This is a genomic window from Variovorax sp. VRV01, assembly GCF_014852545.1.
In the GTDB taxonomy this organism is placed as follows: Bacteria; Pseudomonadota; Gammaproteobacteria; order Burkholderiales; family Burkholderiaceae_C; genus Variovorax; species Variovorax beijingensis_A.
In genome coordinates, this window is record NZ_JACVBS010000007.1 from 127,821 (window position 1) to 141,096 (window position 13,276).

Annotated in this window: 14 protein-coding genes; 4 read left to right on the forward strand and 10 right to left on the reverse strand. The window is 68.3% G+C overall.

The genetic code is table 11. The annotated features are described in order from the left end of the window. Positions 1–28: 28 nt before the first annotated feature. The 9 genes from IB278_RS14415 to IB278_RS14455 all read right to left on the reverse strand — a co-directional run bounded on the left by IB278_RS14415 (position 29) and on the right by IB278_RS14455 (position 9,286). Positions 29–1,090: an ABC transporter permease gene (locus IB278_RS14415; protein ID WP_186454256.1), complete on the reverse strand. Its 1,062-nt coding sequence runs from the start codon at positions 1,088–1,090 to the stop codon at positions 29–31. After that, the gene (locus tag IB278_RS14420; protein WP_192323744.1) at positions 1,090–2,685 is read right to left on the reverse strand and encodes an ABC transporter ATP-binding protein; all 1,596 of its coding nucleotides are present in this window, start codon (positions 2,683–2,685) and stop codon (positions 1,090–1,092) included. Before IB278_RS14420 ends, IB278_RS14415 begins: the two co-directional genes overlap by 1 nt. A 136-nt stretch (positions 2,686–2,821) precedes the next feature. Further along, on the reverse strand, positions 2,822–3,766 hold the full coding sequence (locus IB278_RS14425) for a 5'-methylthioadenosine/S-adenosylhomocysteine nucleosidase (RefSeq protein ID WP_192323746.1): 945 nt from the start codon (positions 3,764–3,766) through the stop codon (positions 2,822–2,824). An 8-nt stretch (positions 3,767–3,774) separates the two neighbouring features. Next, positions 3,775–4,779 (reverse strand): BMP family protein, encoded by a 1,005-nt coding sequence (locus tag IB278_RS14430; protein WP_192323748.1) that lies wholly within the window; start codon positions 4,777–4,779, stop codon positions 3,775–3,777. 77 nt (positions 4,780–4,856) lie between these two features. Next, positions 4,857–5,486, reverse strand: coding sequence for a uracil phosphoribosyltransferase (gene upp / locus IB278_RS14435; RefSeq protein WP_021007470.1), 630 nt, complete (start codon positions 5,484–5,486; stop codon positions 4,857–4,859). 33 nt (positions 5,487–5,519) lie between these two features. After that, on the reverse strand, positions 5,520–6,935 hold the full coding sequence (locus IB278_RS14440) for a URC4/urg3 family protein (protein WP_192323750.1): 1,416 nt from the start codon (positions 6,933–6,935) through the stop codon (positions 5,520–5,522). Beyond that, positions 6,932–8,284 (reverse strand): GTP cyclohydrolase II, encoded by a 1,353-nt coding sequence (locus IB278_RS14445; protein ID WP_209502764.1) that lies wholly within the window; start codon positions 8,282–8,284, stop codon positions 6,932–6,934. The genes IB278_RS14440 and IB278_RS14445 overlap by 4 nt, the downstream gene beginning before the upstream one ends. A gap of 100 nt (positions 8,285–8,384) precedes the next feature. Beyond that, positions 8,385–8,852: a DUF6152 family protein gene (locus tag IB278_RS14450; protein ID WP_145746629.1), complete on the reverse strand. Its 468-nt coding sequence runs from the start codon at positions 8,850–8,852 to the stop codon at positions 8,385–8,387. 14 nt (positions 8,853–8,866) lie between these two features. Next, the gene (locus IB278_RS14455; RefSeq protein ID WP_145746726.1) at positions 8,867–9,286 is read right to left on the reverse strand and encodes a hypothetical protein; all 420 of its coding nucleotides are present in this window, start codon (positions 9,284–9,286) and stop codon (positions 8,867–8,869) included. Between the two features lie 171 nt (positions 9,287–9,457). Here IB278_RS14455 and IB278_RS14460 point away from each other — a divergent pair, with 171 nt between their 5' ends. Beyond that, positions 9,458–10,039, forward strand: a complete 582-nt coding sequence (locus tag IB278_RS14460) for a sigma-70 family RNA polymerase sigma factor (protein WP_225612904.1) — start codon at positions 9,458–9,460, stop codon at positions 10,037–10,039. Beyond that, positions 10,036–10,677 (forward strand): NrsF family protein, encoded by a 642-nt coding sequence (locus IB278_RS14465; protein WP_192323752.1) that lies wholly within the window; start codon positions 10,036–10,038, stop codon positions 10,675–10,677. The genes IB278_RS14460 and IB278_RS14465 overlap by 4 nt, the downstream gene beginning before the upstream one ends. A gap of 18 nt (positions 10,678–10,695) precedes the next feature. On the opposite strand, the gene IB278_RS14470 is transcribed toward IB278_RS14465, so the two are convergent. Continuing rightward, positions 10,696–12,210, reverse strand: coding sequence for a helicase HerA-like domain-containing protein (locus IB278_RS14470; protein WP_145746631.1), 1,515 nt, complete (start codon positions 12,208–12,210; stop codon positions 10,696–10,698). A gap of 101 nt (positions 12,211–12,311) precedes the next feature. Here IB278_RS14470 and IB278_RS14475 point away from each other — a divergent pair, with 101 nt between their 5' ends. Together IB278_RS14475 and IB278_RS14480 are read left to right on the forward strand one after the other, a co-directional pair. Continuing rightward, positions 12,312–12,623, forward strand: a complete 312-nt coding sequence (locus IB278_RS14475; protein WP_012747776.1) for a phosphopantetheine-binding protein — start codon at positions 12,312–12,314, stop codon at positions 12,621–12,623. Positions 12,624–12,626: 3 nt separating this feature from the next. Continuing rightward, positions 12,627–13,271, forward strand: a complete 645-nt coding sequence (locus tag IB278_RS14480) for a hypothetical protein (RefSeq protein ID WP_145746632.1) — start codon at positions 12,627–12,629, stop codon at positions 13,269–13,271. Positions 13,272–13,276: the final 5 nt, after the last annotated feature.

The window sequence follows — 13,276 nt, forward strand, 5'->3', positions numbered from 1 at the left end:
AGGAGCAAAGACGCAGGCGCCAGATCGGTCATTTCATCCGCACCCGGTATTGCGTCAGCAGCGTCGCCACCAGCACCGCGACCAGCGAGGCCGCGACGATCACGTCGGCGATGTAGGTCGGCACGCCCGCGGCGCGGCTCATGGTGTCGGCCCCGACCAGCACGCCGGCCACGAATACGCCCGCGGCGATCACGCCCAGGGGATGCAGGCCCGCAAGCATCGCGATCACGATGCCCGTGTAGCCGTAGCCCGGCGACATGTCGAGCGTGACGTAGCTGGTGCGTCCCGCCACCTCGATGGCACCCGCAAGGCCCGCCAGCGCACCCGAGAGCAGCGCCACCATCACCACGGTGCGCGTGACCGGCACGCCGGCAAAGGCGGCGGCGCGCGCATTGGCGCCGACTGCGCGAATGTCGAAGCCCAGCACCGTGTACTTGAAGATCGCCCACACCATCACGGCGAGCGACACGGCCCAGACGAGGCCGGTGTGCACGCGCGTTTGCGCGACCAGCTTGCCGAGTTCGAGTTCGGACTGCAGAGACACGCTCTGCGGCCAGCCCATGGCGCTCGGGTCCTTCATCGGCCCGTCGAGCAGCGCCGACACGCCGAGCAGCACGATGAAGTTGATCAGCAGCGTGGTCACCACCTCGTCGACGCCGAGCCTGTTCTTCATGAGCGCCGGGCCGAGCAGCAGCAGGGCGCCCGCCGCGGCGGCGGCCAGCATCATCAGCGGAAACAGCAGCCAGGGCGGCAGCTCGAAGCCGCTGCCGCCATGCATGCCGCCCACGGCCACGGCCGCGAGGGCGCCCGCGAACAGCTGCCCCTCGGCGCCGATGTTGAAGAGTCGCGCCTTGAAGGCGACCGTCGCGGCCAGTCCCGTGAGGACCAGCGGAATGGCGCGCGTCAGCGTTTCGCTCCACGCGAACACCGAGCCGAAGCCGCCCTGCAGCAGCAATGCGTAGGTGCGGCCGACCGGCGCGCCGGCCCAGAGCACGAGCAGTGCGCTCACCGCCATCGTGAAGGCTACCGCGCCGATGGGTGCCAGCACCAGCGCGGCGCGCGAGCTTTGGTGGCGTCGTTCGAGCCGCATCATGGCGTGGCTCCCGCGTGTGGCTGATGCGCCGCCGCGCCGGCCATCGCCAGCCCGATGGCCTCGCGCGTCCAGGCCGCGGCCGGGCGTGCTTCGCCGAGGTGGCCGCCATGCATCACGGCCACGCGGTCGCCGAGCGCAAGCACTTCGTCGAGGTCGTCGGAAATCACCAGCACCGCCGCACCCGCATCGCGCGCGGCAATGAGCTGCTGCTGCACGTAGGCGACGGCGCCGATGTCCAGGCCCCAGGTCGGCTGGTGCGCGACGATAAGCCGCGGCGCACGGGTCGGGTATTTTCTGTTGTCCGGGTCTTCTTCATCCTGCTCGGGCGCGAGCAGCGCGCGCCCGAGGATCAGCTTCTGCATGTTGCCGCCCGAAAGCGAACGGGCCGGCGCCATCGGGCCTGCGCCGCGCACGTTGAACGCCTTTTCGATGCGCCGCGCATGCAGCCGCGCGGCCGCGCGCCGCACGAACCACGACCAGCGCGAGAAGACCGGGCTGCGCAGCCGCTCCGACACCGCGTTCTCCCACACCGGCAGGTCGCCGACCACGCCAACCGCGTGCCGGTCCTCGGGAATGCGCGCGACGCCGCGCTGCACCAGCCGGGCGGGCGAGGGCGGCAGCGCGCGGCCCATCAGCAGGGCCGTGCCCGAGGTGGCGCGGCGCGTGCCGCACAGCAGCTCGGCCAGCGCCGCCTGGCCGTTGCCCGAGACGCCCGCGATGGCGGTGATCTCGCCGGCGCGCAGCGTGAGCGACACCTCGCGCAACCGGTTCTGCCCCTGGTCCTTGTCCGATGCGGTGCTCACGTGGTCGAGCACGCAGACTGCATCGCCCACCGATCTGGCGGGCCGGCGCTGCGGGGTTTCGACCTCATGCCCGACCATCCACAGCGCGAGCTGCGCCTGCGTGGTCTCGGCGGTGCGCGCCTCGGCCACCAGCTTGCCGCCGCGCAGCACCGCGATGCGCTGCGACACGCGCAACACCTCGCCCAGCTTGTGGCTGATGAAGATCACCGACAGGCCCTGCGCCACCATCTGTGCGAGCGTGGCGAACAGGGCTTCGCTTTCCTGCGGCGTCAGGACGGCGGTCGGTTCGTCGAGGATCAGGATGCGCGCGCCGCGGTACAGCGCCTTCAGTATCTCGACGCGCTGCCGCTCGCCGACCGAGAGGCTGCCGATCTTGGCGTCGGGCTGTACCGGCAGGCCGAAGCGCTGCGCCACCTCGAGCAGCTTCGCACGTGCGGCTGCCCGGCGCGAGACCGGGCGCCAGAGCGGCTCCGTGCCCATCATCACGTTGTCGAGCACGCTGAGGTTGTCGGCCAGCGTGAAGTGCTGGTGCACCATGCCTACGCCCGCGGCCAGCGCTGCCTTGGGGTTGCCCGCAGGCAGTGGCGCACCGAACACCTCGATGCTGCCTTCGTCGGCGACGTAGTGGCCGAACAGAATGGACATGAGCGTCGACTTGCCCGCGCCGTTCTCGCCCAGCAGCGCGAGCACCTCGCCCGCATGCAGGTCGAGGGAGACGGCGTCGTTGGCCACGAGGGTGCCGAAGCGCTTGGTGATGCCCTGGAGGCGGAGAACCGCTGTGCTGCTCATGAAGGTATTGCTCCTTCCCCTTCCGGGGGAAGGCTGGGATGGGGGCGAGCAGCGCCCGCAACGCCACGGTGATCGATCGAAGGCCGCGTGCTCCCACCCCAACCCTCCCCCGGAAGGGGAGGGAGAAAAGGCAGGGTCATTTCCATGCAGCCAGGAACGCCAGCATGACCTTGGCCGAGTTGTCGGCCGCAATGCCCATGAAGGTGCCCATCTCGTTCTCGCCTTCGCCGCCGCCCGCCAGGTCGCTGAGGGAGCGGAAGGCGATGTAAGGCACGCCGTTGCTGTAGGCCACCATGCCCACGGCCGCCGTTTCCATGTCGAGCACGTTGGCCTGGAAGGTCTTGAAGGTGTATTCGCGGTAGGCCTTGTTGTCCATGAAGGCCTGGCCCGAGACGCCGTTGCCGCCGACGACGAGCTGGGGCTTGCGCGCCAGGCACTTGCCGGCGCTGCAGTTCGCGAGGTCGACATTGCGGATGCTGCGCGCCACCTCGAGCATCTTGGGGTCCGCCTCGAACCAGAACTTGCGCGCGATCTGCGGATGCGCCGCGGAACGCACTTCCACCGGCCGCGGATGCATCATGCCGAAATTGGGCAGCGTGGCATCGGTGATGAAGGGCGGCGCGGTGAACTTGCCGGGCGCGGTTTCGCGCGCCATCAGCACTTCGAGGTATTGGCCCCATTGCGCCGGCACCGTGACGTCGCCCACGTGCAGCTGCGGGTTCACGCCGCCCGCGATGCCGCTGAACACGATGTGGCTGACGCGAAAGCGGTCGAGCACCAGCTGCGTGTTCATCGTCGCGTTGGTCATGCTGATGCCGGAGAGGAACAGCACGACCGGCTTGCCTTCGAACGTGCCGGTAGTGAACTCGACGCCGTTGACGCTGTGCTTCGCCGGCTGCTGGAGCCGGTTCAGCAGCAGCGTGAGCTCGGGCTGGAAGGCCGAGATCACCGCGATGCGCGGCGTGTCGTCCAGCCGCACGCTGCCGTCGGCGGCGCCGGGGCTCTTGTAGACACCGGCACAGCCGGCCAAGCCGAAGGCCAGCACGCCGGCCGCGAGAAGAGAACGCCAGCGCATCGTCATCGGACCCTTCACTTCGCGGTCGACTTCGGCTGCGAGTCGTCGACCTTGATGGTGACCTTGCCTGCGAGGATGTCGGCCTGCTTGGCCTTGACCTTGGCGACGATGTCCGCCGGCACCTTCTTCTCGAAGGTGCCCAGCGGCGCGAGCTCCGAGCCCTTGTGCTTCATCATCGAATAGGGGCCGTAGTCCTCGGCGGTGAACTTGCCTTCCTTCACGAGCTTGATCGCGCGGTCGGCCGAGGGTTCGAAGTTCCAGAGCGCCGAAGCCACCACCGTGTCGGGGTACTGCGCCTGCGTGTCGATCACGTTGCCGATGGCGAGCTTGCCCTTTTCCTTGGCCGCGTCCGAGACACCGAAGCGCTCGGCGTACATCACGTCTGCGCCCTTGTCGATCATCGCGAAGGCCGCTTCCTTGGCCTTGGGCGGATCGAACCAGCTGTTGATGAAGCTCACGCTGAATTCGACCTTGGGATTGGTTTCCTTCGCGCCCGCCATGAACGCGTTCATGAGCCGGTTCACCTCGGGAATCGGAAAGCCGCCGACCATGCCGATGCGATTGGTCTTGGTCATGCCGCCAGCCACCATGCCGCTCAGGTACGCCGGCTCCTGGATGTAGTTGTCGAACACGCTGAAGTTGGGCGCCTGCGGCTTGAGTGAAGAGCCCATGAGGAAGGCGACCTTGGGAAAGTCTTTCGCGACCTTGCGCGCCGCCGCTTCCACGCCGAACACCTCGCCGAGGATCAGCTGGTTGCCGCCGGTGGCGTACTCGCGCATCACGCGCTCGTAGTCGGCGTTGCTGACGTTCTCGGTCGCCTTGTATTCGATCTCGCCGCGCGCCTCGGCCGCCTTGAGCGCCTTGTGGATGCGGCCGACCCATTGCTGCTCGAAAGGCACGGTGTAGACCGCCGCCACCTTGAGCTTGGCCTGCGCGAGCGCAAGGCCCGGCGCGCCGGCCGCAAGCGCTGCTGCGGCAATGGCGGCTGAACGAATGATCAACTGACGGCGTGCTGTCACGGTGCTTCTCCTCGAGGTATGGAAATCTTCTTGTTGCTGCCAGATGAGCAGCAGGCCGCCGTCAGAGGACGTCGGCGTCACTTCGTGCCGAAAATTCTGTCACCGGCGTCGCCGAGCCCGGGAAGGATGTACCCGTGGCTGTTGAGCTCGCGGTCGATCGCGGCGGTGTAGATCGGCACGTCGGGATGGGCCTTCTGCATGGTCGCGATGCCTTCGGGGCAGGTGAGCAGGCAGACGAACTTGATCGACTTGGGGTTGAGTTCCTTGAGCCGTTCGACCGCGGCCACCGCCGAGTTGCCGGTGGCCAGCATCGGGTCGACCACGATTACGTCGCGGTTCTCCATTTCGCCGGGCATCTTGAAGTAGTACTCGACGGCCGTGAGCGTCTTGGGATCGCGGTACAGGCCGATGTGGCCGACGCGCGCCCCCGGCACCACGGTGAGCATGCCGTCGAGGATGCCGGTGCCCGCGCGCAGGATGGACACCAGCACCAGCTTCTTGCCGTCGATGACCTTGGCCTGCATGGTCTCGAGCGGGGTCTCGACCTCGATGTCCTGCATCGGCATGTCGCGCGTGACCTCGTAGGCCATGAGCATGCTGATTTCGTTCAGGAGCCGGCGGAAGCTGTTGGTGGAGGCGTCCTTGCGGCGCATCAGCGTGAGCTTGTGCTGGACGAGGGGGTGGTCGACGAGGTGGACGTTGCTCATTGGATTTTTTCTGCCGTTGCTGGACCGGAGAGTCTAAAAGACGGTGCCGTCGCTTTCGATCAGGAGCGGTGGCGATCCGTCTCGCAAGCGCTGTGCCAGCACGCGGCCCGCGGCCCAGGTGCCGCCCTCGAGCACGCAGGCCAGCGGCAGTTCTTCCTCGGTGCGGTCGAGGATCTTGCGCACGCGCGGCGCCAGCTCGTCGAGCAGCGCCACGGTAAGGGCGCGCCACTCGACGATGAACTCGTCGCCGGCTTTCCAGGTGCGCGCAAGAAAGGCGGGGTCCTTCGGCACGATCACGCCGCTGTCGATCAAGAGGCCGCCGTTGCGGTATTCGGGCAGCGCCGTGAGCGCATCGAGCTGGCGCACCTTGACGCCCGCGCGCTCGAAGGGTTCGAGCAGCGAGTAGGTCAGCCATTGCGACAGCTTGTGGAACGGCATCCAGCCGTTGGTGAGGCCCGGGCCGCGCACCGCGCTGTGGCGCCAGCAGTCGCCGAGCGCGAGCGCCGGGTCGCTCGAGCCGATGCCGCCCGAGCTGTCGCTGCCGTCGAGTGCGATGCTGTCGATGGTGTTGGCGGAGGGCCAGATGCTCGAGAGCGTCTCGAGCAGCAGCGAGAGGATCTGGTGCGCTGTGATCTCGGCCGTGGGCGGTGCGGCTGCGCCGAATGGGGCGACCAGCGCATCGAACATGCCGGCAGGCCGGCCCTCGTCGCCGAAGGTTTCGGGCTGCTCGCTCATCGCCTCGCCGAGCCGGCGCAGCAGCACCGCGCGGCCGGGCAGGCCCACCAGCGGATTGACGTCGCTGACCTGGAAGGCGTCGCCGAGCCGGTCGGTCACCAGGCCGCGCAGGCCGGCGGCATCGACCTGCAGCGGATGGTCGGGGTTGGACGAGAACAGGCCGCTCGTGAAGGCATGGAAGCTCGCGATGGCCAGGCCCTCGGAGCGCGTGAAGCGCTCGCCCGTGGCGGGCTCGATGTAGTGCCAGCCTGGGCCTGCGCCGGCATCGAGCAGCACGCTTACCAGCACGAGGTCGATGTGCGCGCTGGCGCGCTGCCGGGCATCGATGCCCTTGCCGAGCAGTTGGTCGAGCTGCTTCAGCCGGTCGATGCCGCCGGCCTCGAAGTGGCGCCAGCGGCTGTGGTAGGGGATGGTGTCCCAGGGATAGCGCTCGCGCGTGACCTCGGCCACGGTGCGCGCGGCGTCTTCGAGCACGTCGCTGCCGGCGATGCGGAACCACTGCGACTCGCCCCGGCGCGCGCGCGCCAGCAGCGCGGCCGCGCGCTCGCGGATGGCGGCGGTGGTGCGCAGCACCGTGGCGGCGCCCGCGGGGTGGCTGGTATCCGGTGCGAACTCGATGGCCGGATCGATGTCGCCCGCGCTGCCCGGCGGCAGGCTGCCCGAGCCGTCGGCGGGCAGGTAGTCGTTGCTGCTGTTTGCCTTGTTGTCGCTCATTCGCCCAATCCCCGGCCCTTGGCCTTCTTGAGTTCCTCGGCGTCCGGCACCGGGCCGGGCGTGAAATAGCCGGCGGCCATCTTGGCGTCCATCTCGACGCGGGCGTCGGCCGGAATCAGTTCGTCGGGAATGTTCACGCGCTCGCCGATCTCGATGCCCGAGCCGGTGATGGCGTCGAATTTCATGTTGCTCATCGACACGAGCCGGTGGATCTTCCGGATGCCGAGCCAGTGGAAGACGTCGGGCATCAGTTCCTGGAAGCGCATGTCCTGCACGCCGGCCACGCACTCGGTGCGCGCGAAATACTGGTCGGCCGTGTCGCCGCCGACCTGGCGCTTGCGCGCGTTGTAGACCAGGAATTTGGTCACCTCGCCGAGCGCGCGGCCCTCCTTGCGCGAATAGGCGATGAGGCCCACGCCGCCGCGCTGCGCGCCCTGGATGCATTCCTCGATGGCGTGCGTGAGGTAGGGGCGGCAGGTGCAGATGTCGGAGCCGAACACGTCGGAGCCGTTGCATTCGTCGTGGATGCGCGCGGTGAGCTCGACCTCCGGGTTGGCCAGGTCGCGTGGGTTGCCGAAGATGTAGAGCGTCTGCCCGCCGATGGGCGGCAGGAACACCTCGAGGTCGGAGCGCGTGACGAGTTCGGGGTACATGCCGCCGGTTTCCTCGAACAGCGTGCGGCGCAGGTCGGTTTCGGAGCAGCCGAAGCGCCGCGCCACTTCGGGCAGGTACCACACGGGCTCGATGGCGGCCTTGGTCACCATGGCCGCGCCGCCGGCGGTGAGGAAGTGGCCGTCGGCCTTGAGGCGGCCGCTTTGCAGCGCCTCGATCACCTCGGGCAGGATCACGTGGGCCTTGGTGATTGCGATGGTCGGGCGGATGTCGTAGCCCGCCGCCAGTTCGGCGGAGAACACATCGGCCACCAGCGCGCCCCAGGGATCGAGCGAGACGATGCGCCCGGGCTCGCTCCACTGCGGGTACGGGCCGATCACGTCGGTGGGCGCGGTGTTGGTCAGGTCGGCCTTGTGTTCGCGCTTGAGGGCGCCGGCTGCCACGGCCAGTGCGCGATAGACGCTGTACGAGCCGCTGTGCGTACCGATGACGTTGCGATGTGCCCGCTTCGTAGTGGTGCCCACCACGGGCCCGCGCTCGGTGGCGGTGGCCGCACCCCAGCGGATGGGCAGCGCGCCGAAGCCGCCGGCATGGGAGGTCAGCCGGATGTGGCCGGTCGACGAGGAAGGGTGGAGCGGGGGAAGGGGCGAGACGGGGATCGCTGAAGTCGCAGGGACGGCGGGGATCGCGGAAATCTCGGCAGCTTCAGAAGGGGTCGCTGTGCTATCTGCGGACATTGGAGGCCCTCAAAAAATGCAATGTACCGATCACTCGCGCGGCTGGCAAGCAGGGCGCGAGGGTCGTCATTGCCGCCGGGGACCGCGGCCGGTGCGCCGATCAGGCCGGCGAGGAGCGCAGGCCGTAGGCCTTGCCGCCGACGAACAGGTATTCGGCGCGCAGCACCGGATCGCCTTTTTCACCGGTGTAGGTGAAGCCCAGCGCGGCCACCGGGGTGCCGGGCTTGATCTCCTCGAGCCCCCAGGCCTGCAGCCGCGTGAGCGGTGCGAGTTCGATCAGCCACTTGCGGTCGCGCCGCGTGGGCAGCTGCGCCTTGGCCAGCAGCGCGGGACCGTCGACATTCGCGCTTTGCCTGGGCAGCGGGCGCTGCTTCAGGTCGGCCGGCAGGGTCGGGTTCTCGGGCAGCTCGAGCTCCACCTCGCCATGCGGATTGCGCCACATGACCTTGGTCGCGCGCCCCTCCAGGTAGAGCGGGCGGTCCTGGTCGAAGCTGCTCCAGCCGTGGTGCGCCCAGGAGGGCAGGGCCAGGCCGAGTGAACCGGCAATGAACAAGCGTCTCTCAATCATCTGGGTCTCCTTGCTCAGACGTAGGCAATCCAGCGCCCGCAGATGATGACAGCGAGCCAAAACCCCAGCGAGAGCAGGCATTGCAGCCTGGATATGGCGCCGGTGGATGCGAGTCCGCCTCGAAGGTGGAACCAGATGGCGTTGGCGCCTGCCAGGCCGATCAGGAACAGCTTGATGCGAAAGGCGGAATTGGCCAGCAGCTCGCCGGGCTGCGTGGAAAACATCGTGAGGCCGGTGGCGGCGCACAGTCCGAAGCCGACAAGCGCCGGCAACAGCGTCAGATGCGCCAACTGCCTTTGCGGCAGTTCCCGGCCAAGGCCGAGTACGCGCAACTCGAACACCAGCAGCCCGCCGAACAGCAGCGCGATGCCGACGATATGCACCGTCTCCAGCGCCGGATAGGCCCAGGGGTGCGAAACCAGCCCGGCCAGCATCGGCGTCAGCTCCGGGCGGCGGACTGTTCAGGGCATGAACTGGCAGGGTGCATGGGGCGCTCCTTCCACGGGTTCGGGCGAGCTTAGCCGAGGACGCAGCCGGCGTCTGCGCCGGGCACGGCACAATCCGGCGGGATCTTTTTTCCGAAAGGGCTGTAACCAGCCGGTCCGATGGCACGAAACACAATGGACAGCAGTAGGCGAACGAGCGACGCCGAAGCCGCGCTGCGCAGCCTGTTCCTGCGCGGCCTCGACGGCGACGCAGCCGCTTATCGCGAATTTCTGCAAAAACTCAGCGCGCATCTGCGCGCCTTTCTGGGCAAGCGCCTGTTCGGCTGGCCCGATGAAGTGGAAGATCTTGTCCAGGAATGCCTGCTCGCCATGCACAACCAGCGCCACACCTACCAGAGCGACCAGCCGCTGACGGCCTGGGTGCATGCGATTGCGCGCTACAAGATGATCGACCTGCTGCGCGCCAAGTCCGCGCGCGAAGCGCTGCATGACCCGCTGGACGACGACCTGGCGGTGTTCGCCGAATCGGCCATCGAGGCCAGCGATGCGCGGCGCGACCTGGGCGGCCTGCTGCAGACCCTGCCGGAGCGCCAGCGCCTGCCGATCGTGCACGTGAAGCTCGAAGGCCTCTCGGTGGCCGAGACGGCAAGCCTGACCGGCATGTCCGAATCGGCCGTGAAGGTGGGCATCCACCGCGGGCTCAAGGCGCTCGCCGCCAGGCTCAGGAGCAAGGCGCCATGAAGACCGACGATCTTGTGGCCATGCTGGCGACCGGCGCCACGGCCGCGCCGCGCCGCGCCGCGGGGCGCCGCCTGGCCCTTGCGCTGCTCGCCGGGCTGCCGCTGTCGTTCGCGATCCTGTTCACCGAATACGGATTGCGCCGCGACCTGGTGCAGGCCATGTTCTGGCCGATGTTCTGGGTCAAGGTGCTGTTTCCGCTGTGCATTGCGGCGGCCGCCTTCGTGATGGCGCAGCGCCTCGCGCGGCCAGGCGTGCCGGTGCGGCGCGCCTGGATCGGCATCGCGGTGCCGGTGCTTGCCGTGTGGGCGATGGCGGCCCTGGCCTGGTTCAACGCGCCGGCCGAAGAGCGCATGCCCTTGCTCATGGGCGAATCGTGGCGTGTTTGCGCGGTCAGCATCGGGCTCATGGCGCTGCCGGTCTTTGCGGCGGCACTGCTGGCCCTGAAGGGGCTGGCGCCCACGCGGCCCGCGCTGGCCGGTGCGGCCGCCGGCGCGCTGGCCGGCGGGGTGGGTGCGGCGGTCTATGCGCTGCACTGCATGGAATTGACGGCGCCTTTCCTCGCGGTCTGGTACGTGAGCGGCATCGCGCTGCCCGTGCTGGTGGGCGCCGTGCTCGGGCCGCGCCTGCTGCGCTGGTGAGCGGCCCTGCGGCCTTTCTCAGCGCTTCTTGGCGCCGAAGATGCCGCCCAGCACGCCGCGCAGGATCTCCTTGCCGACCGAGGTGCCCATGGTCCGCACCGCCGACTTGGCCATGGTCTGCACCAGCCCGTCCCGCTTGCCGCCGCGCGGGCCCGTGCTGCCGAAAAGCAGGTCGTTCAGCATGCTGCTGCCTTCAGACGTTGCGGCCGCACCCTTGCCGCCGCCCGCCGTTTTGGCCGGCGGTGCATCGGGCGCGGTTTCGGCCCGGCCCTTGAGCTTTTCGTAGGCCGATTCGCGGTCCACGGTCTTCTCGTACACGCCGGCGACGAGCGAATTGGCAATGACCGCCTGGCGCTGCGCGGCCGTGACGGGGCCGATCTGGCTGCCGGGCGGCACCACGAACACGCGCTCGGTCACGCTGGGGCGCCCCTTGGCATCGAGAAAACTCACCAGCGCCTCGCCCACCGCAAGCTCGGTGATCGCGGTTTCGATGTCCAGCCCCGGCTTCTGGCGCATGGTGGTGGCCGTGGCCTTGACGGCCTTCTGGTCGCGCGGCGTGAAGGCGCGCAGCGCATGCTGGACGCGGTTGCCCAGCTGGGCCAGCACCGAATCCGGAATGTCCAGCGGGTTCTGCGTCACGAAATACACGCCCACGCCCTTGGAGCGCACCAGCCGCACCACGAGCTCGATGCGCTCCACCAGCGCCTTGGGCGCCTCGTTGAAGAGCAGGTGGGCTTCGTCGAAGAAGAAGGCCAGCTTGGGCTGTTCGGGGTCGCCGATCTCGGGCAGCTGTTCGAACAGTTCCGACAGCATCCAGAGCAGGAAGGTGGCGTAGAGCCGCGGCGAGTTCATGAGCTTGTCGGCCGCCAGGATGTTGACCACGCCCTTGCCACCCACCGTTTGCATGAAGTCGGCGATGTTGAGCATCGGCTCGCCGAAGAACTTCTCGCCGCCCTGGGTCTCGATCTGCAGCAGGCCGCGCTGGATGGCGCCCACGCTGGCGGCGCTGATGTTGCCGTACTCGGTGGTGAACTGGCTCGCGTTCTCGCCCACGTACTGCAGCATGGCGCGCAGATCCTTCAGGTCGAGCAGCAGCAGGCCGTTGTCGTCGGCGATCTTGAACACCAGGTTCAGCACGCCGGCCTGCGTTTCATTCACGTCGAGCATGCGGCCCAGCAGCAGGGGGCCCATGTCGGAGACGGTGGCGCGCACCGGATGCCCCTGCTCGCCGAACACGTCCCACAGGGTGACGGGGCAGGCGTCCGATTCGGGCAGATCGATGCCCCGCTCCTTGAGCGTGGCCGCCATTTTTTCGCCGATGCTGCCTTTCTGGCTCATGCCGGTCAGGTCGCCCTTGACGTCGGCCATGAACACCGGAACGCCGATGCCCGAGAGCTTTTCGGCCATGGTCTGCAGGGTGACTGTCTTGCCGGTGCCGGTGGCGCCGGTGATCAGGCCGTGGCGGTTGGCCAGGCTGGGCAGCAGGGTGCACTCGATGGTGTCGTGGCGCGCGATCAAGAGAGGGTCGGCCATGAGGGGCTCCGGGTCGTATCGAAGCGGGCAGTCTAATCAAGCCTCCCTCCTATAATCCACGGCCCCCGAGGTAGTTACGGAAAAAGTTTCAGGAGGTTTTCTTGTCATCGACTGCTCAGCCCCCCATTCCCGCCGCCGGCGATTCACCTGAACAGTCGCCGATTGAAAAAGAGTTGGCCGTCCTGCTGGTGAACGCGCTCAATCTCGAAGTCGCGCCCGAGGACATCGTGCCCACCGATCCGCTGTATGGCGAAGGCCTGGGCCTCGACTCCATCGACATCCTCGAAGTCGCGCTCGAAGTGTCCCGGCGCTACGGCTTCCAGCTGCGCTCGGACGATGAGCGCAATCAGCAGATCTTCCAGTCGCTGCGCACGCTCGCGACCCACGTCGCCCAGCATCGCAGCGCTTCCTGATCCATGTCTCGATGGCGACTGGCGCTCCTGCTGCTGGTGGGAGTGGCCTATGCCGGCCTCTCCCACTGGATGATGCTGTTCCACCCCACCGAGCCGTGGGCCGTGGTGGTGCTGCTCGGCCCGCTGTGGCTGGCCGCCATGGGCTTCGCCGCGAGCAAGTTCGGCCGCTGGGGTTTTGCCGCGGCCCTGCTGCTGGGCATCGGGGGCTTTGCGCTCGTGTTCCTGGGTGAGGCGGGCGACACCAACCGGCTCTACGTGTTCCAGCATGTCGCCATCAACGGCCTCCTGTGCGGCTGGTTCGGCGCCTCGCTGCGCGGCCCCGGCCTGCCGCTGATCACGCAGTTCGCGCAGCGCGTGCATCCGCTCAAGGGCCACATGCTGGCCTACACGACGACGCTCACGCGCATCTGGACCGTGTATTTCGCGCTGGTGGTGGTGTCGTCGATCGTGGTGTACCTGACGCTGCCTTTTTCGGCCTGGTCGCTGCTCGCGAACGTGCTGACGCCGCTGTCGGTCACGCTTCTTTTCGTGGGCGAGCACCTGGTGCGCTACCGGCTGCACCCCGAGTTCGAGCGCACGCGGCTCATCGATGCGGTGCGCGCCTTCCAGGGCGCTTCGCCCGTCGACCACGGCAGCGGCAGCCATTGAAGCAG

Coding starts and splice junctions, on each gene's coding strand:
- IB278_RS14415 (WP_186454256.1), bottom strand. CDS start 1,090: ATGCGGCTCGAACGACGCCACCAAAGCTCGCGCGCCGCGCTGGTGCTG.
- IB278_RS14420 (WP_192323744.1), bottom strand. CDS start 2,685: ATGAGCAGCACAGCGGTTCTCCGCCTCCAGGGCATCACCAAGCGCTTC.
- IB278_RS14425 (WP_192323746.1), bottom strand. CDS start 3,766: ATGACGATGCGCTGGCGTTCTCTTCTCGCGGCCGGCGTGCTGGCCTTC.
- upp (WP_021007470.1), bottom strand. CDS start 5,486: ATGAGCAACGTCCACCTCGTCGACCACCCCCTCGTCCAGCACAAGCTC.
- IB278_RS14440 (WP_192323750.1), bottom strand. CDS start 6,935: ATGAGCGACAACAAGGCAAACAGCAGCAACGACTACCTGCCCGCCGAC.
- IB278_RS14445 (WP_209502764.1), bottom strand. CDS start 8,284: ATGTCCGCAGATAGCACAGCGACCCCTTCTGAAGCTGCCGAGATTTCC.
- IB278_RS14450 (WP_145746629.1), bottom strand. CDS start 8,852: ATGATTGAGAGACGCTTGTTCATTGCCGGTTCACTCGGCCTGGCCCTG.
- IB278_RS14455 (WP_145746726.1), bottom strand. CDS start 9,286: ATGCTGGCCGGGCTGGTTTCGCACCCCTGGGCCTATCCGGCGCTGGAG.
- IB278_RS14460 (WP_225612904.1), top strand. CDS start 9,458: ATGGCACGAAACACAATGGACAGCAGTAGGCGAACGAGCGACGCCGAA.
- IB278_RS14465 (WP_192323752.1), top strand. CDS start 10,036: ATGAAGACCGACGATCTTGTGGCCATGCTGGCGACCGGCGCCACGGCC.
- IB278_RS14470 (WP_145746631.1), bottom strand. CDS start 12,210: ATGGCCGACCCTCTCTTGATCGCGCGCCACGACACCATCGAGTGCACC.
- IB278_RS14480 (WP_145746632.1), top strand. CDS start 12,627: ATGTCTCGATGGCGACTGGCGCTCCTGCTGCTGGTGGGAGTGGCCTAT.